We start from the raw sequence: 21,015 nt of genomic DNA, 5'->3' as shown, positions 1-21,015 counted from the left end.
AACCGTTGAAACAGTTGGGTCATTCAATTTCTTTACTGGCAACCCACAGCTAAAGCGGTGGGCTGATAGATGGCCTTTTCGTCGATTAATTTCTTCAAATCAATAAGCAGTGGGCTGAAACTAGACCCGGTATCTTCGGTTATTAACTCTCATCAATCCGCAAGGCTTGCCAGTCGTAAACTCACAGCCCGCTTGTGGGCTTCCAAGGATTCGGCTTCGGCCATCGCTTCAACTACAGGACCAACGTTTTGCAAACCTTCTGCTGTTATGTGTTGAACCGTAATTTTCTTAACAAAGCTATCTAACGACACACCGCTATAAGCCCGTGCAAATCCATTCGTTGGCAACGTATGATTGGTCCCCGATGCATAATCACCTGCCGATTCGGGCGTATAGTTTCCTAGGAAAATAGAGCCTGCATTAATGATTTTATCGGCAACTTCTTCTGCGTTTTCAATACTCAGGATTAAATGCTCGGCAGCGTAGTCATTCAGCAGATCTATAGCATCCGTCTGATTATCAAGCAAAATCATCTTACTGTTTTCCAGCGCCTTTCCAGCTAATTCGTGACGGGGAAGTCGGCTTAGCTGTGTGCTTAGCGTCAGATTAACACTGCTCAGCAGCTTTTTACTGGTCGAAACCAGCAACACCTGACTATCAGCACCATGCTCAGCCTGTGATAGTAAATCAGCCGCAACAAAGGCCGGAATAGCTGAATCATCAGCATATACCGCAACTTCACTGGGTCCAGCTGGCATATCGATGGCCATACCCTCTTTTGCCACCAGCATTTTGGCCGCCGTTACGTATTGGTTACCTGGACCAAAAATTTTATAAACCTTTGGCACTGACTCCGTTCCATACGCCATAGCCCCTATGGCCTGTGCCCCACCAATGCGAAATACCTTGGTTACACCCACTAATTTGGCCGCGAAGTAAATGGCAGGGTGATTACTGGGTGTACAAAGTACAACTTCGCGACAACCGGCTAATTGCGCAGGAATTCCCAGCATGAGTACTGTGCTAAAAAGTGGTGCCGTTCCCCCTGGAATGTATAACCCAACCTTTTCGATACCCACGCTTTTACGCCAGCAAATAACCCCTGGCATCGTTTCGATTTTCTCAACGGGCTGTTTTTGTCGCTCGTGAAACAACCGAATGTTCTGGTACGCCTGCCGAATAGCGGTTTTCAGTTCATCACTGAGTTGTGCTTCTGCGGCATCAAGTTCGTCAGCGCTAACCTGCAGTTGGCTGCTTTCCAGATCTATCTTGTCAAATTTCTTCGCTAATTCAACCAAGGCAGCGTCGCCACCAGAACGAACCTGTGCCAGGATTGGAGCTACCGCAGCTTCAATCTGTTCGGTCGATTGAACAGGCCGGGCAAGTAAAGCAGGCCATTCAGCGCGGGCAGGAAACGGGATGATATTCATGTTGAAGGAGTGAGGAGTGAGGAGTGAGGAGTGAGAATGGCTGACGCATAAAAAAGGCTTGCGTCAGCCATTCTCACTCCTCGCTCCTCACTCCTACATACTTTTAATAGATCATTTTCTCAATCGGGATCACCAGAATTCCTTCGGCACCAGCAGCGCGGATGGCTTCTATATTTTCCCAGAATTCATTTTCGTTCAAAACCGAATGAACCGAACTCCAGCCTTCGGTAGCCAGGGGTGTTACCGTTGGGCTCTTCATACCGGGCAGCAACGATGTTATCTGCTCAAGGGCATGGTTTGGGGCATTCAGAACAATGTACTTATTGTTTTTGGCAGCCTGAACCGACTTGATCCGGAACAGGAGTTTATCAACTAACGCCTGCTTATCCGCATCAAGTTCAGGGCGGGCAATGAGGATAGCTTCGGAACGGAAAATCGTTTCTACCTCTTTCAATCCATTACTCAACAACGTACTCCCCGAACTGACAATATCACAGACAGCCTCGGCAAGACCGATGCTCGGCGCAATCTCCACCGAGCCACTAATCTCATGAATCTCGGCTTTTACACCCTGTTCAGCCAGGTATTTACCTAACAAATTCGGGTAGGATGTAGCGATGTTTTTACCATCCAGATGTTGAATACCCGTCCACTCGATACCACGCGGAACTGCAATGGACAGGCGGCATTTGGAAAAGCCCAGCTTGTGAATCGTTGTCACTGGCCGACCGGTTTCGACGGCTACATTTTCGCCAACGATGCCTAGATCGGCTACGCCATCTTCAACGTAGCCAGGAATATCGTCGTCACGCAGGAACAGGAATTCAGCGGGGAAGTTCGACGAAATGGACTTGAGTTTACCGGTTCCGTAATCGAATCTGATACCACATTCTTTGAAAAGCTGGTATGAATCTTCGCTTAAACGACCGTTTTTTTGTAGGGCAATGCGTAATACAGAAGACATTAACTGAGGTATGATATAGGATGTATGATAGCGTCCATACACTACGTACTCGATTGATTGTCAGCAAAAAATCACGAGCAACCCACATGGTTCGCGATGATTTATGCAATCAGGGGGCAAAAGTACAGGAAAATGGACAGGTTTTTCGATATTTTGACGAGGCAACACGTAGTCGTACGGGCTTAGCAGCCGCGATGATGGCGACGATGTCGGAAGGGAGAATGTGTAGCCCGTTGGGAAATCATGGCGCAAAGGTAAAAAAGAAATTCAGGACTTTCTGCAAAAAACGTCTATCACTTCGTATGAGACTATTGATTTTTGAAACTAAAATCCTCGGCGATGGGTCTATTTAGGAATACGGAAAAGCGATGGAGCCGACAGGCACAACCAAGCATTCCAGCGAACCTCCTGTATCTTTGTCTATGCTTTTAGAACAGAATCAACAAACAACAATCGAATCGACAACTACCGCCTTGCCGGTCATGGAAGCCTTTTACACGCTTCAGGGCGAAGGTGCTCATTCAGGACGGGCTGCTTACTTTATCCGGCTTGGCGGGTGTGATGTAGGCTGCTTCTGGTGCGACGTCAAAGAATCCTGGGATGCTGATCTACACCCGAAATTATCGATTCAGTCCATCGTTGATGGCGCTCTGCAACACCCTGGACGAATGGCCGTCATTACAGGCGGAGAACCCCTCATGCACGACCTGACAGGGTTAACTTCCGCTTTGCAGGCAGCAGGATTCAAGACGAATATCGAAACATCGGGCGTGTGCCAGGCCGTCACGGGCTCCTGGGATTGGATTTGCTTTTCGCCAAAGAAATTTAAAGCTCCCAATCCCGACATTTACAATAAAGCGGACGAGCTAAAAGTTATTATCTACAATCAATCTGACTTTGCCTTTGCCGAGTCGTTTGTGCCACATTTACGTCCCGATTGCAGGCTCTTTTTGCAAACTGAATGGGGTCGTTCCAATGAAATGCTACCTCGTATCGTTGAATACGTAAAAGATCACCCGCAATGGCAAATTTCGTTGCAAACGCACAAGTACATGGATATTCCGTAAGCTCGGGGCAGGGAGCACGGGGCGCGGGATGCCTGAGAAAGATTACCCAGCTCTTCGCCCCCTGCTCCCTGCTTGTTACCCTGCTCCTCGCTCCCTGCTCCACGCTCCACGCCCAAAATGCCAAAGCCCAGGAGTTCTACGCCCAATCCATCAAGCTATTTGGTGAACGGAAAGCCGATGAAGCCATTCCGTTTATGGAGCAGGCGATCAAGCAAGACCCTAACTTTACAGATGCCTATCTAAAACTCGGCCAGCTTTACGAATTCAAGAAACGGTACGACCCTGCTCTGGCATCTTATCGAAGCGCTATAAAACTTCAACCCGATAGTCCTGCTTCTGGAGCCGCCTATCAGTCGCTGAGCAATACTTTACTTCGATTGGGGCGGTACAGCGAAGCACTCCCCTATCTCGAAAAATATCAGACGATGTTTGCCCCGCAATCGACGCAGGCCAAGCGAATTGCCCGACAGATTGAAACCGCACGTTTTGCGCAGGAAGCCATGCAGCATCCGCAGGCTGTCGATCCCAAACCTCTATCGTCTGTTTTACAAACAACACCCTCTCAGTACTTTCCTGTGCTCACGGCCGATGAACAAACATTGGTTTTTACAGCCTTGAAACCAGAAGGTGATGAAGACTTAATGACATCGACCTTCAACGGAGAAACCTGGTCGCCACCTACTTCCCTCGCCACCAATATCAATACGCCCGAAAACGAAGGCACAGCCAGTTTGTCGGCCGATGGGCGTACCATTGTATTTACAGCTTGTCAGGGGCGCAAAGGATTTGGCAGTTGTGACTTGTATATGAGCCACAAAACGGGCAACGACTGGTCGAACCCTGAAAATCTGGGCACGCCCATCAATACACGTTATTATGAATCACAGCCTGCTTTGTCGGCTGATGGACGACAGCTTTATTTCGTGTCGGATCGCCCCGGTGGTAAAGGCCGTCGCGACATCTGGCGAAGCGAACGGAGTGCCACTGGCGATTGGAACGAGCCCGTTAATTTGGGAGAGCCCGTCAACACACCGTTCAATGAAGCTTCGCCTTTCATTCATCCGAACGGGCAGAGTTTGTTTTTTGCCTCAGAAGGGCATATCGGCATGGGTGGTTATGACTTGTTTGTGGCTGACAATAGTACATCGGGCTGGTCGGCTCCCACGAACCTAGGCTATCCAATCAACAATTCAGAAGATCAGGCGTCGCTGTTTGTCTCGGCCAATGGTACACGAGCTTATTATTCCTACGAAGAACAGAAAGATGGGGTTTCGCAGAAGTCAAGGCTTTATGCATTCGACTTACCCGAGTCGTTACGTGAACGTGTCAAGCCGGTAACGTACCTGAAAGGGGTGGTTACCGATGCAAAAACCAAGAAACCTCTTACTGCCAGCCTTGAGTTAATCGACTTAAAAACGAATCAGATTGTTTCCCGTGTGCAAACCGACAGTCAGACAGGCCAATACACGGCGGTATTGCCCAGCGGGGGCGAATATGCCTTGTATGTAAGTCAGCCGGGCTACCTTTTCAAAAGCCTTTCCTTCGATTTTACCCAGAAAACGAAAGGCGATGGTTTGTCATTAACTGTGCCGTTGGAACCAGCCGTAGCAGGCGCATCGGCCAATGAAACGCTGAATAATTTGTTTTTCGAGTCAGGACGCTATGACCTTGCCGAAAAGTCCAAAACAGAACTTGACCGATTATCGACGTTTTTGCAGGCCAATCCAGCTCTCAAAGTTGAGATTTCGGGGCATACAGATGACAAAGGCGATGCGGCTGCCAACCTGGGACTCTCCCAAAAACGAGCCCAGGCCGTTGTAACTTACCTCGCCAAAGCAGGCATTGATGCGGGTCGTATTCGGGCGGTGGGTTATGGCAAAACGCACCCGCTTGTTCCGAACACAACAGATGAGAACCGGCGACTTAACCGGCGCATCGAGTGGAAAATACAGTGATTTATGAGCTTCGATTTGCGAATTACGATTTGGCTGATGCCAATACGACTCGCCTTTTATAAATCGTAATTCGCAAATCGAAGCTCGTAAATCATTGCTGTTTGCGGGATTTTTTTCAATTTTGTGTACGTTGTCACAATGCGCTCCCTATTTAGGGAGTCGTATTTTTAGTTACCAGGCAACTCATTTCCATTGCAATGACTCCCGAACACGTTAAGTGCTTAATTATAGGTTCCGGCCCAGCCGGATATACAGCTGCTATTTATGCCTCACGGGCTAATATGAAACCCGTTCTCTATCAGGGCGAACAACCTGGTGGGCAGCTTACCATCACAAATGAAGTAGATAATTTTCCTGGCTATCCTAACGGTGTCAATGGTCCGCAAATGATGCAGGATCTGGAAGCGCAGGCACGCCGTTTTGGTACCGACATTCGCTATGGCCTGGTAACAAAAGTTATTTTCGCCGAGCAGCCTGGCCCCGGAAACCCTCACCGGGCTATTGTGGATGACAAACACGAAATCACCGCCGACTCGGTTATTATTTCGACAGGTGCATCGGCTAAATGGCTTGGTCTTCCTTCCGAAATGCGGTTGAATGGCCGTGGCGTATCGGCTTGTGCTGTCTGTGATGGCTTCTTCTTTAGAGGCCAGGATGTGGCAATTGTTGGTGCGGGTGATACTGCTGCCGAAGAAGCCAGCTACTTAGCTAACCTCTGTCGGAAAGTATATATGCTGGTTCGTCGTGATGAAATGCGGGCGTCACATTTTATGCAACAACGAGTTAAATCGGCCCATAACATCGAAATCCTATATAACTCAGCAACCGAAGAGGTTCTGGGTGATGAAGACGTAACTGGAGTACTGGTAAAAAATACTGTGACCGGAGAAACGCGCGTTTTAGACGTGACTGGCTTTTTCGTGGCAATTGGTCACAAACCCAATACAGACATTTTCCGGGACTATATCGAGCTGGATGACAATGGGTACATTCTGACCGAGAAAGGAAGTACCCGAACCAATATACCTGGTGTATTTGCCTGCGGAGACGCCCAGGATAACATCTACCGTCAGGCTGTCACGGCAGCGGGTACAGGCTGTATGGCCGCCCTCGACGCAGAACGTTATTTAGTCACGCTGGAAATGCAGGGCGAAGAAATTGTTCATTAACAAAACTAGTTTACCGTTTTCTGTTTATGGTTTACGGACGCATCACCTTGCTCGCGCAAGCCAACCGTAAACAGAAAACGGTAAACTCATCTACTTATCGATGAGAAGAACCGCTACACAGTGGCTATTGGCCATTGGGTGTTTGTGCATTACCCTAACGGCACAGGCTCAGGAGCGCGGGCGATTTAAAAATAACCTGCGTATCACGCCCAAAAACGGAGCTAATCCGAATGCCCCGGTCGTCGAACAGCCGCAAAAAGCGGACGACCAATTTGAACAGGAATCAACTCAACTGCGCTTTAATAACCAGTTTGAGCCGAAAAAAGAATTAAACCCGGTTGTTAGCGAAGATACCAGCCAGCTCGATCAGGGAGAAACCAGCGTTGTTGAAGTAATTGATTCGGTTCTGGTTGGTAACGAATGGGTGAAAATTGCCGATTACTACGCTGTCTGGGATTCCCGAACGGTTGATCCGTATAATATTAATCCGCTCGAATTCGACGAAACGATTGATATTAAACTGTACGACCCACCCGCCAACCGCTACTGGTCGGCCCCGCTGGACGAAGGTAAAATGACGTCGAATTTTGGGTTTCGCTGGGGGCGTTGGCATACGGGTACCGATCTCGATCTTGAAACTGGGAATCCGGTTTATTCTGCTTTCGATGGTATTGTGCGGGTAGTAGGCTGGGACGGGAATGGGTATGGTCGCTATGTATTGGTTCGGCACTACAACGGGCTAGAAACACTTTACGGGCATATGTCGAAGCAAACCGTCGAGACAGGTCAGCTCGTTAAAGCAGGTGACCAACTCGGTTTGGGAGGTAGCACAGGTCGTAGTTCTGGTCCTCACCTACACTTTGAGACCCGTTATGAAGGCAACCCGTTCAGCCCGCTCAATATCTTCTCGTTTCCAGAAAACACGATTAACTCGGATCATTTTCTGCTAACAGGTTCCGTTTGGGATTACCTGCGGGGAGGCCGTTCATCGTCATCAGAATCCAGTTCACGGCCACGTTTCAAGCGGACTGTATTACATAAGGTCCGGTCGGGCGAGACGCTCAGTTCCATAGCCGAGCGTTACGGCATGTCGTTATCGGCACTGAAGCGTAAAAACCACATATCAGGATCACGGCTTCGACCTGGACAAAAAATACGCGTACACTAAGTGTTGTATTGGATTTTCAGGAAATAACTGCTACCTTTGCACCCTCATTTCCAATTTCATACACAACACATGTACGCAATCGTAGAGATCGCAGGACAGCAATTCAAGATCCAGAAAGGTCGCACTATCTATACCCACCGGTTAGAAGGCGATGTGGACGCTGCCCTTGCCTCCGACAAGGTGAAAGTTCTCCTTGTTGACAACGAAGGGAGCATTAGCATCGGTGCTCCGACCGTCGCTGGAGCGTCGGTATCCGCTAAAATCGTCGAACATCTGAAAGGCGAGAAAGTTATCGTCTTCAAGAAGAAGCGTCGGAAAGGTTACAAAAAGAAAAATGGCCACCGTCAGTATCTGACGAAGGTGCTGATCGAAGACATTACTCTCTAAAATAGTAGTAAGGAATGAGGATTGAGAAGTGAGGAGTTGCTGATGCGAACCTTATTCTCATTCCTCATTCCTCACTCCTCACTTCTTAAAAGACAATGGCACACAAGAAAGGTGTAGGTAGTTCCAAAAACGGCCGCGATTCACACAGCAAGCGCCTGGGTGTAAAACTATTCGGCGGTCAGTCGGCTATTGCCGGCAATATCATCGTTCGCCAACGCGGTACGAAACACCATCCCGGCAAAAACGTCGGTTTAGGTAAAGATTATACGCTCTTCGCTCTGGTAGCTGGCACTGTGAAATTTCGTCCAGGCCGCGATAGCCGCTCGTACGTGGATATCATTCCAGAAGGACCATCAGCTGTTGAAACAGCTCCTGTTGCTGAAGCTGCTGCTTAATACAGCATTACCTTCTTTACAGAAAAAACCCGCTTAGCGTTGTTAAGCGGGTTTTTTCATTTGCAAAAACTAAAAAAACAGTCAAGCTGTTACTTCCCTACTAGTACCGGCCCTTGTACCGGTGAACTGAAACTTTCCTGACAATGAATTCTACGCTAAACCGTCCCGTATCCATTTTTACGGAAGGAAGTCCCAATCCGAACTCGATGAAGTTCGTCATTAATTTTGAGCTTGTACCCGCTGGGCTTTCATTCGATTACGCAACACCGGGCGACGCTCTCCTCGAAGGCAAAGCATCCCCTTTGGCCGTCGCTCTTTTTGGTTTTGAGTTTGTCCGTAGGGTGTTTATTTCGGGAAATTTCGTGACCATCACAAAAGACGACGAAACCGATTGGGACGAAGTCTTATTTGAGATCAAGTTATTCCTGAAAGAGTACTTTGGTGACCAGAAGCCCGTATTTGCTCAACGGACTATGGATGTGAATAGCACCAAACTTGACATGGATTCCGAAACGGTACAAAAAATAAAAGCGGTATTGGACCAATACATCAAACCAGCGGTTGAATCGGACGGCGGGGCTATTAATTTTTATTCGTTCGACGAACCCAGTGGTACGGTTAAGGTATTGTTGCAAGGTTCATGCAGCGGTTGCCCTTCTTCCACGCTTACACTAAAAGCTGGTATCGAAAACCTACTCACTCGTCTGGTACCTGAGGTGAAACTTGTGGAAGCAGAAGGTGTTTAAAAATTCTATTGGCCAGTAGAGCAGCTTAAAAAAAAGTTGTTGCTATTAGCTTATACTTAAAACATCAGTCATTCCGAGTTTTACCGGATGGTAATAAAAGAACCTCCTTTCTTCGTTTTGAGCAACCTCAAAACGAAGAAAGGAGGTTCTTTTTACGTCCAAGACATACCAGCAAAAAAAGGAGATTTAGCCTCTAAAGTCAACAGCTACGACCTTTTTAGCGATCAAAGCTCAACACTATGTCAGTAACTTTTTACGCTGTAAGAAGTGGACAACACTTCTGCCGTTGCAGATGATAGGTGTATGGAATCGCCATTAAACACGAGCTGAAGCCTGCTCTTTTTCATTCGCCATTCTTTTCAAATCGTTCAGCCCCCAATCCTGCATCACATACAAAATGGGAATTAGGGATTGACCGTATTCCGTAATCTTGTATTCGACTCGGGGTGGAATTTCGGGGTAGATAATCCGCTCAAGAATGCCATCTTCTTCCAATTCGCGTAGTTGATTGACGAGCATTTGCTTGCTAATGACGGGAACCGCTTTTTGTAGCTTACTAAATCGATTGCAGTTTTTACTGATGGCATAAATCAGTAACGGTTTCCATTTCCCGCCTATCCGGTTTAGACAATGGGTTACCGGACAATTGTTTGGGTTAAAATCCTTATTTTTTCGCGAATTCTCCATTGGTCTAAAAAAATGTACTAATACCGATTTTCTTGACTACTTGCCACATCTAGACAAAGGTAACAACTTTGCTTTTGCATAAACAGGCGACCAACGAAGGTCATTCCAGAGCTATTTCCGGGCTCTTGAGACCAAGAACTTTAACGATATAGACCAATGACAGTCGATCAAATTAAACAGTCTATCCTGGGTAGCTGGAAAAGCATTGCCCCCGAAATTCGACCCAGCATCAGCAAAAATCCCGACGGCAGCATGAAGCCGTTTTACCTAACGCGGGATTTCACCTATTTAGCCGACGACAAATTTGAACTGATCGTGGTTAACTCTGCTGATGCCTATGGCCACGTGCCTTTGGTGAAAATGACCATCAAAGGACACATGCTTTGGCAAGGGCCGCACCCAATTGCAGAAGGAGCCCAGAAAGTAGATTTTATTGCCGACGATGCCTACGAAGTAACGCCCTTGCTCCAGGGTTTTGCCGATGCCATGAATCAGCTTGCCAGTCATGGATTTGCCAAGTGGGAAGTAAATGGTACGCAAAGTATTCTGGGCAAGGCCTTTCCTCCTTTTGGGCTTGTTGACGGACAAATCTTCGCTGAATTTGACCTGATTTATGTAGTAAACGATCTATTATTCTGGGGTGCTCGAAATGTCGATGGGCGCGGTTTCGATACAGAAGCAAACCGACCAACCAATTTACAGATCCCGATGATCCGAAAATGAGGGTTTTCTGTATCCAAATCGGCACTGCCCCGTTCTGGATACAACAACAAGAGATTGGGCTACTTTTTTCAGGGTACGGACGCTGACATTTGCTTCCGTAAAACTCAAACGTAAAAAGTAAACATGAGCAGTCTCAAACAAATTGAATTAGGCAGTCAGGGACTTGTTGTTCCAGCTATTGGCCTGGGATGCATGGGCATGACCAAGATTGCCGGTATGGATATTTATGGGAAAGCCGACGAAGCGGAATCGATTGCCACCATTCATCGCTCGCTGGAACTAGGGGGGAATTTTCTGGATACAGCCGATTTATACGGTCCGCTGGCCAACGAACGACTCATTGCCAAAGCCATCAAAGGAAACCGCGATAAATACATCATTGCCACGAAGTTCGGCTACGAAATTAATGATAATGAACAGCTTACCTGGCGAATAAACGGGCAACCAGCCTACGTAAAAAAAGCCGTTGAACGCTCCCTTAAAAATCTGGGCACCGATTACATCGATCTATATTATCTGCATCGGCTAGACCCCAATACGCCTATCGAAGACACGGTTGGTGCCATGGCCGATCTCATCAAAGAAGGCAAGGTTGGCTATATTGGTCTTTCCGAAGTATCGGCAGCTACCATACGAAAAGCCCATCAGGTACATCCACTGACGGCTATCCAAACGGAGTACTCATTTTTTGAACGGAGCGTGGAGGAAGAAGGAATTTTAGACGCGCTTCATGAACTCGGAATCGGATTTGTCGCTTATTCACCAGTTGGCCGTGGATTTCTCACCGGAGCTATTCAAAGCCCGGACGATTTTCCAGAGAATGATTTCAGACGAGGAATTCCCCGTTTTCAGGGCGAACAGTTTTACAAGAATATTGACTTGGTCAACGCCATAAAAGCGCTGGCTGAAATAAAAGGAATTACCCCGTCGCAATTAGCGATTGCCTGGATCATTTCAAAAGGGTATGTGCCCATTCCGGGAACAAAACGCCGGACGTATGTAGCCGAAAATATTGCAGCAACGGAGATTACTCTGACGGCCGACGAATTTGAGAAACTAGAAGCCATCGTACCACTCGGCGTATCAACTGGCGATCGGTATGATGCTGCCGGGATGTCGATGGTTGGTTTGTAGCTCACCTCACCCCCGGCCCCTCTCCTGAAAACAGGAGAAGGGTGAAACTTGGGAGTAAAATCAAATAGTGGTAGGGTTAACTAATGCCAGAAAGCAGATAATCGCACAGTTATGAAAAAGGAAATGAATCAGCCTCGCCTTATCAATTCCATTTTGGAGTGGCATAATATAGCATCTCTACCCAAGCCAGAGCATCCACTAATCAGCCTGATTCATCATGCCGATGTGCCCGTTGTTTCCGATGAATACTGGAAAGGGAATGTTATCAATCTTTACATCATTTCGATTAAGAAGGACTTCAAAGGCAAGCTGAAATACGGTAAGAATTACTACGACTTTGATGAAGGCACCATGACGTTTCTTTCGCCAGGTCAAGTGCTTACCGTTGAAGATGATGAAAGTCGGGATTGTTCGGGTTGGTCGCTTCTCATTCACCCGGACTTTATCAGGGGTTATCCATTAGAAAAGACGATCAAGAGTTATGGTTTCTTTTCCTACGAGGTTACCGAGGCCTTACACTTGTCGGATAAAGAAGACGCCCTGATGGAATCGTTAATCCGGAATATTGAACAGGAATATCATTCGTCCATCGACAGCTATAGTCAGGATGTCATGGTGGCCCATCTTGATTTGTTACTCAACTACGCCAATCGGTTTTACAACCGCCAATTTATTACCCGTAAGCACGCCAGTCATGACCTGTTGACCAATCTGGAAGGCTTGCTAACGGATTATTTTAACAGTACTAAAGTGCAGGAAATGGGGCTACCAACGGTTCACTATATTTCCGATGCCCTCAATGTCTCTCCCAATTATTTGAGCGATTTATTAAGGAAGCTAACGGGGCAAAGTACCCAGCAGCATATCCAGAATAAATTGATTGAGAAAGCGAAGGAAAGCCTCACGACAACCTCTCTATCTGTCAGTGAAATAGCGTATCAACTTGGCTTTGAATACCCTCAGTCGTTCAACAAACTCTTCAAAAGCAAGACGCAACTTTCTCCACTCGAATTCAGACACTCGTTTAATTAACGTGAATCATGGGTTGATATAATATATAAACCCATGACAATCAAAATACTAAAAGATAATTTTGTCATCCCGACGCAGGAGGGATCCGCTCCGGCGGCCCGGTTCGGTAGCTAGAATGTGCTGCTGTTAGCGAAGATCCCTCCTGCGTCGGGATGACAAAAAAAACGTTGATAATCAAAGGATTAAATAGAAACTGAGCCATCATCCATTATCGCCGAATAAACACTCCAGGATGCGCACCCGTCGCTTTCTGATCCTGATACACTAGCTTTCCCGCTACCCAAACGGCTTCGATGCCGGTTGAGAGCGCGCTACTCTCACCAATGCGGGCCTTGTCCTGCACGGTGTCGGGGTTAAGTAACACCAAATCCGCAAAATAACCCGGCGTAATCAACCCCCGATTTTTAAGGCCAAGATGTTCGGCCGTAAGGCCCGTCATTTTGTAAATGGCCGTTTCGATGGGCATCAATTTCTGGTCGCGCACGTAACGCCCTAATACCCGCGTAAAGGCACCATAGCCGCGTGGATGCCCTCCGTAGGCGCCATCGGAACAGATATTGGTATGCGACCAGGCTAGAAAGTTTTTCACATCCGGCTCATCCATCGATTTCCCCATAATACCTTCTACGCCTTCCGCATCAGGGTTTTTCTGAGCAAATGCCGACGCTTCGGCCACTAAGCCCATCAGCGTTTGGGCCGGTTTTTCATTCCGAAGCTGAGCAATATCGCCGACGGTTTTGCCAGCGTAAGCGGGGTTAGCGGCAAACCGAACTAATACTGATTGAGCCGGATCGAACAGTTGATTGACCGCAAATTCGGCGCTCACAGGATTGGTGTAATCACGTTTAGGAAACAATACCCGTATTGTCGACATCCAGTAATCATACGGATAGCAATCGGCGGTAATATTTACTCCCTGAGCACGCGCTCGTTCCAGTTGGGCAAGTACTTGCGATGATTGCCCCCATTTGTCGTGCAAGGCAATTTTCAGGTGCGAAATCTGAACGGGCATCTTCGTTGCCCGGCCAATCTCAATGATTTCGTCGATGGCATCATCAATTTGTACATCCTCACTACGAATGTGGCTGATGTAGCGACCACCCGAATCGGCAGCGGCCTGCGCCAGTTGAATGACCTCATCCCGATTCGAGAAAAAAGCCTCTTCATACTCCAGACCCGTTGATAAACCCAGCGAGCCTTTGCTCATTTCGATCCGTAACAAAGCCTTCATCTTTTCAACTTCCTCTGGCTTAGCTGTTCGGAAGAGACCATTGGCACCCAGGGCTTTCTGTCGCAGCGTAGCGTGCCCTGTGTAGGTTGCAACATTAACGGCAACTGGATTTCGTTTCAATTGAGCCTGTAACGAATCGATCCAATAGCTCCCCCCATCCTGCCCCGACACAATAGTGGTAATTCCCTGGTTAACAACGGCCAGCGCATCTGGTTGCTTGTTAATTCCGCCCACATGGTGGCTATGGCTATCGATAAAACCAGGTGCCAGCACAAAGCCTTTCCCATCCGTGACCGATTCATTCGGAAAGGCTGTTAACTCGCCAACCTCCCAGATTCTGTCGTTTCGAAGACGAACGGCAGCTTTTCGCGGAGTTGCTCCGGTTCCATCAATAAGTTGAACATTCGTAATCAAGTGTGTTTGTGGCAATTGGGGTACTTTCCCTTCGAATGCCTCCCGAACAATTCTCCCAGCGGCATTGCCACCGTTTGTCAAGAGAATCAACGTCTGCTTTTTGTCGGTGTAGCGAATAATCATGGTGCGAAAGCCTACCCAACTCCCTGTGTGCATGAGCACCTTCACGCTATCGTCTACCATCCAGCCAAAACCGTACGGATAGGTGGTTGCATCGTTCAGTTTAACGGGGGTAAACGCTTCCTTAAGGGTAGCCGCTTTCACCAGCTTTTCCGTGTAAAGCGCCTGGCTCCAGGTTAATAAATCGTTGGCCGATGAATAGACATTTCCGTCTCCAATCACACCATCCAGCCGGATCAGGTCATCTGGCACGTTTTTTCCATTCTCTCGTCGAAAACCATAGACTCGGTTACGGGGCACTGTGCTGCTTTTGTGGTAATAGATGTAGGTGTTTTTGAGCTTGAGCGGCTTCACGATATTTTTATCGAAAAATGTTTCGATGGGCATACCACCAACCTTCGTAATGATTGAGCCTAGCAACACATAGCCGGTGTTGCAATATTCCCAACGGTCACCGGGCTGAAAGATGACTTCGGGTTGGTATTGATGCAGCAGTTGGAGCATACCATCGTTGGTCAGGGTATCGAGCGGACCTGTGTATTTCTGCGCCAGATCGAAGTATTCGGGGAGTCCAGAGGTATGATTGAGCAGGTCACGTACCGTAATCGTTGCATAGGGGAAATCGGGCAAATAGGTTTGCACGGGCTCATCGTAGGCCAGTTTACCCCGCTCCTGCAACTGCATGATCATCATAGCGATAAACTGCTTCGACACCGATGCCAGATTAAAGGCCGAATTGGTGGTCAGGGGTTCGTCGGTGGCGATATTACCAGTCCCCAAGGCTTTCGTATAAAGTACTTTACCTTTTTCGGCAACCAGCACAACCCCATTGAACATAGCCCGGTTGTAGAGAACGGTCAGCGTAGAATCAAGCGTTTTCAAGCGAGGAGCCAGCGCAGGAGTTCCCTTTTGGCCAAACGCCGTGTAACAGCTAATCAGGAAGGCAAGCAGAGGAAGATGTAAAATTCGGTTCATGAATTACTTGATTTAGTAGGAGTCGGCACTACGGTTGATTGTTTAACCGTGTAAAGGGCAATGGCACTGCTATGGACACGAATCATGGAAAGTCGAGCCAGTTGTTGAAGAAACTGAGCATATTCTTTGATATCGTGCATCAATACTTTCAACTGATAATCAATCGTTCCGGCCAGATGATATGCTTCCAGCACATCGGGCATCTGGCGAACGCTCTCTTCAAATTCATGAATATTCTCAGGTGTATAGTCTGGCATTGAGACATTACAAAAGACAACCAACGACCGGCCCACTTTTTCGGCATCGACCAGCGCGACATAATTGGCAATAACCCCGTCGCGCTCCATCCGCTTGATTCGTTCAAAAATGGGCGTGGTAGTCATGCCCAACTGCTCCGCCAAATCTTTGATGGTCAGTTTGGCATTCTGCTGTAATAGGGTCAATAAACGTAAATCGATGTCATCGAGCATAGGCCGCGTAGCATGATATTCTTTTCAAGACTGGAATCTCAGCGTTAAAAAGAATAATATTCTAACCAGTCAAAAAAGTTATTATTTTATTCAGACAATTTACTAATTATAAGAACAAACTCATAGATTTAAGAAAAAAATTAGAACAATTAACGAATGAGTAATCGGGCTATTCTGCTTACTGATGGCATATTAAGTACCCCAAATGCCAAAACTGCTCACGGTCTGATTCGTGGTACGGATCGTTATACCGTGGCAGGGGTTATCGATGCCCCTACCGCCGGACAGGACGCTGGCGTTGTGCTTGATGGCACAGCTCGTAACATTCCCGTCTTTGCATCGGTCGATGAAGCGCTGGCGCAACTTGGCGATATTTCTTTTGCCATTGTCTCGGTGGCTACAAGTGGCGGAGTGCTTCCCCAAACGATGTTAACGGATATTCGCCGTAGCCTGGAGCGAGGACTATCCATCGTCAATGGTTTACACGAATTTTTGAGTGAGAAACCTGATCTGGTAGCGTTAGCGCAGCAGTATGGCGGCCAACTTATTGACGTTCGACGACCGAAAACCCGTCAGGAGCTGCACTTCTGGACAGGGGAAATAAACCAGATTACAGCGCCTATCATCGCCGTTATGGGTACCGACTGTGCGCTTGGCAAACGCACCACCACCCGGTTGATCCGCGAAGCCTGCGGCCGACAGGGCCTTAATGCGCAAATGATTTATACTGGTCAAACGGGTTGGCTGCAAGGTGTTAAATATGGGTTCATTTTCGATTCGACCCTGAATGATTTTGTATCGGGCGAACTCGAACACGCCCTCGTATCCTGCTGGCGCGAAACCAATGCCGATGCGCTACTCATTGAAGGGCAGGCTTCCCTCCGAAATCCAAGTGGGCCATGCGGCTCCGAATTTCTGGTTTCGGGCAATGCACGGCATGTCGTGCTGGTTCATGCCCCCACCCGAGTTTTCTACGACCATGAAGAACATTGGGGTCGCATTCCACCGGTTGAGACCGAAATCAACCTGATTCAGGCGTATGGGTCAACAGTCATCGCACTCGCCCTGAATACAGAGGGGTGCAGCCGGGAGGAAGCGTTTGCGTATCAAAAGCAATATGCCGCCCAACTCGGCATTCCTGTTCTGTTGCCACTCGAAGAAGGTGTCGACGCGATTGTGCCTCTCATTCAAACCTTAACCGCCACCACTCATGCGCATTAACGCCATCCGTGCCTATTGTCGAGACCTGACGCTAACCAAGCCATATACCATTGCCTACCAAACAATTTCGGCAGTTGAGAATGTTTTTCTGGAAATCGAACTGGCGAATGGAATTATTGGTATTGGGGCTGCTAACCCCTCGCCCGAGGTCGTAGGCGAATCGCCCGATCAGGCGCTACAGAACCTGCAAAGCGAATGGGTAACCAGCCTGGTTGGGCGCGACATCCGCCTATTCAATACCCTCCTCAACGAAGCGGCTGAACAGTTTGCCAGTGCTCCCGGCACGCTGGCAGCACTGGATATTGCGCTGCACGATGCTTTCGGGCAGTTTCTGGGCATTCCGGTTGTTCAATTTTATGGCCAGAAGCTTCACGCGCTGTCGACTTCAGTCACTATTGGCATCATGAATGTAGCTGACACATTGGCCGAAGCCGCAGCGTTTTATGAACAGGGATTTCGGGTTTTAAAAGTCAAAACGGGACTGGATGTTACCGAAGACGTGGAGCGTATTCATAAATTACGCGAGCAGTTCGGGCGTAAATTCACCATCCGGGTCGATGCCAATCAAGGCTATTCACTCGCCAACTTACAGCAGTTTTTGGCAGCAACGCAAGCTGCTGCTATCGAATTGATTGAGCAACCCTTACCCGTAGGCCTGGAGCCGGAGCTTCTGACGTTGCCCACTACAACGAGAAGCCTGCTTGCCGCCGATGAATCCCTGAAAGGCCCGGAAGCCGCTCTTGGGTTAGCCCAGCAACCGCAACCGTTTGGTATTTTCAACATCAAACTCATGAAATGCGGAGGCATTCGGGCAGCCCTCGATATTGCTACCATTGCGAAGCCAGCTAAAATCTCCCTATTTTGGGGTTGCAATGACGAAAGTCGGGTAAGTATAACGGCGGCCTTACATGCAGCATTTGCCTGCCCCAATACTCGCTACATCGACCTCGACGGTAGCTTAGATCTCGCCGAAGACATTGTTTCTGGTGGATTTATTCTCGAAAATGGGCTCATGCGCCCAAGTGCAGGAGCCGGATTAGGACTGGTTCGTTTATAATAGTTTTCTGTATCCACGGGCTGATTGACTTGTATTAAATAAGCACCGAAATAGACTTCCCTTTTTTTGCTTCTCGCCGGGTTAAAACCCGGCGAGAAGCAAAAAATATCGGCGGTTAATTTCTTCAAATCAATCAGCCCGTGGGTACAACTTCATACATCATATATCCCAAAAATGCTTCCCTATTTCCCTTTTGGCCAACGGTTTAACGATAAAATGGGTACATTCCCATTGCTCGAAAGCGACCGGCTAATTGAAGTGGATGAGCATTATTCAAATCAGGTTGCTCTAAAACGACAGCTTCTGACGACGCTTCCTGGCTATTATTTCCAGACACAACCGGTCCACGAAACTGCGCACTGGGAAGTTTTGGCGTTGGTTTTAGAAAATCTGGTCCGATTTAATTCTGATTCATTTACGCTTCATCGAGATGGGGCAAACTGGGTATGGCAAAATCATATCCTGAACGAAGAAACCGCATTTACATTCGGCGATTCAGCATCCCTACCCGTCGACCCGCTTGATTGGGTAGGCCGACAGATTCAGGAAGATTTGCTTCTTCTCGCGGGAAATGAGGCCCGATTGGTGTCGGGTCAGCTTTGCTTTGCGAATGATTGGTGTCTGGATGAGAAATTGGGCTTGCCGTTCTGGCAAATTCATACACCCATTGTACCCATTGTTGAGCCCATGATGCGGGCTGCTCAGATGCTTATGGAGCGACTGCCCGTTGGACGCCCAATTTGGCGATTGAATTGGAGTGTAAAAGTGAGTGATCAATTGGACATGACCAGCCGTCATACGGCGACTATGCACCAATTGCTCACCGATCGGTTGCCCTATTTAACTCCCGACACAATTGGGGATCAACTTTATGTGCGCGTAGAGCGACAAACGCTCACCCGGTTACCCCGCTCAGGAGCTATTCTATTTGGCATTCATACGTACCAGAATCTGCTCGCCAACGAAGCCCGTAATCCAGAACAGGCAGCCCGGATGGCCCAGGTTTTCAGTACGACTCCCTCCGCAATGCTTGCCTACAAAAGCATGACTCCGTTTATGCCCGAGTTAATCGCGTATTTAAACAGACAGTCAGAAACAAAATAGTTTCCAACGAAATCAAATCCATTTTACCGTCCCAAAACAAGTATTTATTCCGTATTATTACGATTCTATAGAATCTTCCTGTACATTTTTCAATACAGAACCAAATAACATTCATGAGTAAACTTTCGCGCTCGATCGAGTTACGACCAGCCATTTTACTAGTTGTCAGCGGCATTGTTGGATCGGGGGTTTTCAAGAAAGTCGCACCAATGGCGGCTGAGTTAGGTTCACCTCTGCTGGTGCTGGCTTGTTGGGTAGCCGCTGGTGTTGTTAGTCTGACGGGTGCCCTTACTTACGCTGAAATGGCCGGTATGTTTCCGCAATCGGGTGGTGAGTATGCCTATTTCAAAAAAGTATACGGGCGCTTATTTGCTTTTCTGTATGGTTGGGGTGCCTTTACCGTCATGCGAACCGCTACGATTGCCGCCCTCGCGCACATCTTTGGTCAATCATTAATTTCCTTAACAAGTCTACATGGCGATTCTGTCGAACTGGCGGTTAAGTGTGTAGCCACGGGACTCATTACGTTTTTAAGTCTACTCAATTACCGGGGTATCACGTTTGCCGAAGGGCTAAGTCGTGGCCTTATCTACCTGACTTTCACAGCCGTTGCGGTTATTGCGTTTCTGGGATTCACGGCGAAAACGGGTAGTATCGATCATCTTACTCAATCTGTTCCTGTAAGTGCTACGGCTGCGCATGGGAGTTTACTAGGCTCACTCGTTGTGGCGTCGCTGGGCGCATTCTGGGGGTATGACGGCTGGAATCAGATTGCTTACATTGGGGAGGAGGTCAAAAATCCGCAACGAAATCTACCAATTGCTCTTGGCGTTGGAACGGCTATCGTTGTCCTGATTTATGTATTGCTGAATATTGTCTATGTATATGTACTTCCTATCGGTCAACTAGCTGGGCTGGCTAGTACACCCGGTAAAATAGCGGCCGTTGAGGTGGTTCGGGAAGCGGCTGGTTGGGCTGGGGCACTCTTTATTTCGGTTCTGATTCTGGTAACAACCTCGAACTCGACCAATGCCTCGATCCTGATGCCGGCTCGTGTTTTTTATGCGATGGCCAGAGATGGTCTGTTTTTTAAAGCCGCAGCCGTTATTCACCCCCGCTTCAAAACGCCATCAGTCGCTATTTTGCTACAGTCCCTGTGGGCCGTAATTCTGGTGTGGTCGGGGAGTTTCGATCAGTTAACGGATATGCTGGTCTTTGCCTCGTTTATTTTCTACGGAGCCACTGCGTTCGGCGTACTGTTACTTCGCTATAAACAACCAGACTTACATCGGCCTTACCGGGTTATTGGTTACCCAATCGTACCGGCCTTTTTCTGTGGGTGCTGTGCCTTATTGGTTGTTATGACCCTGATCAATCAGCCGCGTGAAGCGCTAACGGGACTGGGATTGATTTCAACAGGTCTACCCTTTTACTGGTTCTGGAAATCCAAACCGCCGGTTATCGAATCAGATCGTGTGGATGCTGTAGATACGATTTGAGTTGCATGATCCACAATTTATTGGCTCTATCATTAGCTAAAGACACCTGTCTCCTTTACCAGTAAAC

Annotated in this window: 19 protein-coding genes; 14 read left to right on the top strand and 5 right to left on the bottom strand. The window is 48.0% G+C overall.

The features are described 5' to 3' along the window. Positions 1-152: 152 nt before the first annotated feature. Together hisD and hisG are read right to left on the bottom strand one after the other, a co-directional pair. Positions 153-1,430 (bottom strand): histidinol dehydrogenase, encoded by a 1,278-nt coding sequence (gene hisD, locus ACYVGR_RS09250; RefSeq protein WP_460955768.1) that lies wholly within the window; start codon positions 1,428-1,430, stop codon positions 153-155. Positions 1,431-1,533: 103 nt separating this feature from the next. Further along, the gene (gene hisG, locus ACYVGR_RS09245; RefSeq protein WP_460955766.1) at positions 1,534-2,394 is read right to left on the bottom strand and encodes an ATP phosphoribosyltransferase; all 861 of its coding nucleotides are present in this window, start codon (positions 2,392-2,394) and stop codon (positions 1,534-1,536) included. Between the two features lie 422 nt (positions 2,395-2,816). On the opposite strand from hisG, the gene ACYVGR_RS09240 reads away from it, so the two are divergent. From ACYVGR_RS09240 to ACYVGR_RS09210, 7 genes are all read left to right on the top strand, one after another. Continuing rightward, entirely contained in the window at positions 2,817-3,461 is a 645-nt protein-coding gene (locus ACYVGR_RS09240; RefSeq protein WP_460955764.1) for a 7-carboxy-7-deazaguanine synthase QueE, read from the top strand. Continuing rightward, positions 3,416-5,416 (top strand): OmpA family protein, encoded by a 2,001-nt coding sequence (locus ACYVGR_RS09235; RefSeq protein WP_460955762.1) that lies wholly within the window; start codon positions 3,416-3,418, stop codon positions 5,414-5,416. The genes ACYVGR_RS09240 and ACYVGR_RS09235 overlap by 46 nt, the downstream gene beginning before the upstream one ends. A 197-nt stretch (positions 5,417-5,613) precedes the next feature. After that, positions 5,614-6,585: a thioredoxin-disulfide reductase gene (gene trxB, locus ACYVGR_RS09230; RefSeq protein ID WP_460955760.1), complete on the top strand. Its 972-nt coding sequence runs from the start codon at positions 5,614-5,616 to the stop codon at positions 6,583-6,585. A 100-nt stretch (positions 6,586-6,685) separates the two neighbouring features. Next, entirely contained in the window at positions 6,686-7,753 is a 1,068-nt protein-coding gene (locus ACYVGR_RS09225) for a peptidoglycan DD-metalloendopeptidase family protein (RefSeq protein ID WP_460955758.1), read from the top strand. A 69-nt stretch (positions 7,754-7,822) separates the two neighbouring features. Continuing rightward, complete coding sequence (gene rplU, locus ACYVGR_RS09220) at positions 7,823-8,140, top strand: 50S ribosomal protein L21 (protein ID WP_157588287.1); 318 nt, start codon at positions 7,823-7,825, stop codon at positions 8,138-8,140. Between the two features lie 95 nt (positions 8,141-8,235). Then, the gene (rpmA, locus tag ACYVGR_RS09215; RefSeq protein ID WP_460955756.1) at positions 8,236-8,535 is read left to right on the top strand and encodes a 50S ribosomal protein L27; all 300 of its coding nucleotides are present in this window, start codon (positions 8,236-8,238) and stop codon (positions 8,533-8,535) included. A 143-nt stretch (positions 8,536-8,678) separates the two neighbouring features. Next, on the top strand, positions 8,679-9,281 hold the full coding sequence (locus ACYVGR_RS09210) for a NifU family protein (RefSeq protein WP_460955754.1): 603 nt from the start codon (positions 8,679-8,681) through the stop codon (positions 9,279-9,281). 315 nt (positions 9,282-9,596) lie between these two features. Here the strand turns inward: ACYVGR_RS09210 and ACYVGR_RS09205 are convergent, their stop codons facing one another. Next, positions 9,597-9,968: a winged helix-turn-helix transcriptional regulator gene (locus tag ACYVGR_RS09205; RefSeq protein ID WP_460955752.1), complete on the bottom strand. Its 372-nt coding sequence runs from the start codon at positions 9,966-9,968 to the stop codon at positions 9,597-9,599. Positions 9,969-10,124: 156 nt separating this feature from the next. On the opposite strand from ACYVGR_RS09205, the gene ACYVGR_RS09200 reads away from it, so the two are divergent. From ACYVGR_RS09200 to ACYVGR_RS09190, 3 genes are all read left to right on the top strand, one after another. After that, positions 10,125-10,691 (top strand): hypothetical protein, encoded by a 567-nt coding sequence (locus tag ACYVGR_RS09200; RefSeq protein WP_460955750.1) that lies wholly within the window; start codon positions 10,125-10,127, stop codon positions 10,689-10,691. A gap of 123 nt (positions 10,692-10,814) precedes the next feature. After that, entirely contained in the window at positions 10,815-11,825 is a 1,011-nt protein-coding gene (locus tag ACYVGR_RS09195) for an aldo/keto reductase (protein ID WP_460955748.1), read from the top strand. Positions 11,826-11,936: 111 nt separating this feature from the next. Next, a complete protein-coding gene (locus ACYVGR_RS09190) occupies positions 11,937-12,857 on the top strand; it encodes a helix-turn-helix domain-containing protein (RefSeq protein ID WP_460955746.1) in 921 nt (306 codons plus the stop codon). Between the two features lie 208 nt (positions 12,858-13,065). Here ACYVGR_RS09190 and ACYVGR_RS09185 read toward each other — a convergent pair whose 3' ends face one another. Then, entirely contained in the window at positions 13,066-15,597 is a 2,532-nt protein-coding gene (locus ACYVGR_RS09185; protein ID WP_460955744.1) for a serine hydrolase, read from the bottom strand. Beyond that, a complete protein-coding gene (locus ACYVGR_RS09180; RefSeq protein WP_460955742.1) occupies positions 15,594-16,067 on the bottom strand; it encodes an Lrp/AsnC family transcriptional regulator in 474 nt (157 codons plus the stop codon). The genes ACYVGR_RS09185 and ACYVGR_RS09180 overlap by 4 nt, the downstream gene beginning before the upstream one ends. A gap of 156 nt (positions 16,068-16,223) precedes the next feature. On the opposite strand from ACYVGR_RS09180, the gene ACYVGR_RS09175 reads away from it, so the two are divergent. The 4 genes from ACYVGR_RS09175 to ACYVGR_RS09160 all read left to right on the top strand — a co-directional run bounded on the left by ACYVGR_RS09175 (position 16,224) and on the right by ACYVGR_RS09160 (position 20,948). Beyond that, positions 16,224-17,288 carry a DUF1611 domain-containing protein gene (locus ACYVGR_RS09175; RefSeq protein WP_460955740.1) on the top strand — a complete coding sequence of 355 codons (1,065 nt, stop codon included), beginning with the start codon at positions 16,224-16,226 and terminating at the stop codon, positions 17,286-17,288. Continuing rightward, the gene (locus ACYVGR_RS09170) at positions 17,278-18,345 is read left to right on the top strand and encodes a mandelate racemase/muconate lactonizing enzyme family protein (RefSeq protein ID WP_460955738.1); all 1,068 of its coding nucleotides are present in this window, start codon (positions 17,278-17,280) and stop codon (positions 18,343-18,345) included. Before ACYVGR_RS09175 ends, ACYVGR_RS09170 begins: the two co-directional genes overlap by 11 nt. A 174-nt stretch (positions 18,346-18,519) precedes the next feature. Next, positions 18,520-19,449, top strand: a complete 930-nt coding sequence (locus tag ACYVGR_RS09165) for a heme-dependent oxidative N-demethylase family protein (RefSeq protein ID WP_460955736.1) — start codon at positions 18,520-18,522, stop codon at positions 19,447-19,449. A gap of 113 nt (positions 19,450-19,562) precedes the next feature. After that, positions 19,563-20,948, top strand: coding sequence for an APC family permease (locus tag ACYVGR_RS09160; protein WP_460955734.1), 1,386 nt, complete (start codon positions 19,563-19,565; stop codon positions 20,946-20,948). Positions 20,949-21,015: the final 67 nt, after the last annotated feature.

This window comes from Spirosoma litoris (genome assembly GCF_054776755.1).
This window is presented reverse-complemented; position numbering and strand designations above follow the sequence as displayed.

Excerpts from the sequence above, each read along its gene's own strand:
- hisD (WP_460955768.1), bottom strand. The coding sequence starts at position 1,430 with ATGAATATCATCCCGTTTCCTGCCCGCGCTGAATGGCCTGCTTTACTT.
- hisG (WP_460955766.1), bottom strand. The coding sequence starts at position 2,394 with ATGTCTTCTGTATTACGCATTGCCCTACAAAAAAACGGTCGTTTAAGC.
- ACYVGR_RS09240 (WP_460955764.1), top strand. The coding sequence starts at position 2,817 with ATGCTTTTAGAACAGAATCAACAAACAACAATCGAATCGACAACTACC.
- ACYVGR_RS09235 (WP_460955762.1), top strand. The coding sequence starts at position 3,416 with ATGGCAAATTTCGTTGCAAACGCACAAGTACATGGATATTCCGTAAGC.
- trxB (WP_460955760.1), top strand. The coding sequence starts at position 5,614 with ATGACTCCCGAACACGTTAAGTGCTTAATTATAGGTTCCGGCCCAGCC.
- ACYVGR_RS09225 (WP_460955758.1), top strand. The coding sequence starts at position 6,686 with ATGAGAAGAACCGCTACACAGTGGCTATTGGCCATTGGGTGTTTGTGC.
- rplU (WP_157588287.1), top strand. The coding sequence starts at position 7,823 with ATGTACGCAATCGTAGAGATCGCAGGACAGCAATTCAAGATCCAGAAA.
- rpmA (WP_460955756.1), top strand. The coding sequence starts at position 8,236 with ATGGCACACAAGAAAGGTGTAGGTAGTTCCAAAAACGGCCGCGATTCA.
- ACYVGR_RS09210 (WP_460955754.1), top strand. The coding sequence starts at position 8,679 with ATGAATTCTACGCTAAACCGTCCCGTATCCATTTTTACGGAAGGAAGT.
- ACYVGR_RS09205 (WP_460955752.1), bottom strand. The coding sequence starts at position 9,968 with ATGGAGAATTCGCGAAAAAATAAGGATTTTAACCCAAACAATTGTCCG.
- ACYVGR_RS09200 (WP_460955750.1), top strand. The coding sequence starts at position 10,125 with ATGACAGTCGATCAAATTAAACAGTCTATCCTGGGTAGCTGGAAAAGC.
- ACYVGR_RS09195 (WP_460955748.1), top strand. The coding sequence starts at position 10,815 with ATGAGCAGTCTCAAACAAATTGAATTAGGCAGTCAGGGACTTGTTGTT.
- ACYVGR_RS09190 (WP_460955746.1), top strand. The coding sequence starts at position 11,937 with ATGAAAAAGGAAATGAATCAGCCTCGCCTTATCAATTCCATTTTGGAG.
- ACYVGR_RS09185 (WP_460955744.1), bottom strand. The coding sequence starts at position 15,597 with ATGAACCGAATTTTACATCTTCCTCTGCTTGCCTTCCTGATTAGCTGT.
- ACYVGR_RS09180 (WP_460955742.1), bottom strand. The coding sequence starts at position 16,067 with ATGCTCGATGACATCGATTTACGTTTATTGACCCTATTACAGCAGAAT.
- ACYVGR_RS09175 (WP_460955740.1), top strand. The coding sequence starts at position 16,224 with ATGAGTAATCGGGCTATTCTGCTTACTGATGGCATATTAAGTACCCCA.
- ACYVGR_RS09170 (WP_460955738.1), top strand. The coding sequence starts at position 17,278 with ATGCGCATTAACGCCATCCGTGCCTATTGTCGAGACCTGACGCTAACC.
- ACYVGR_RS09165 (WP_460955736.1), top strand. The coding sequence starts at position 18,520 with ATGCTTCCCTATTTCCCTTTTGGCCAACGGTTTAACGATAAAATGGGT.
- ACYVGR_RS09160 (WP_460955734.1), top strand. The coding sequence starts at position 19,563 with ATGAGTAAACTTTCGCGCTCGATCGAGTTACGACCAGCCATTTTACTA.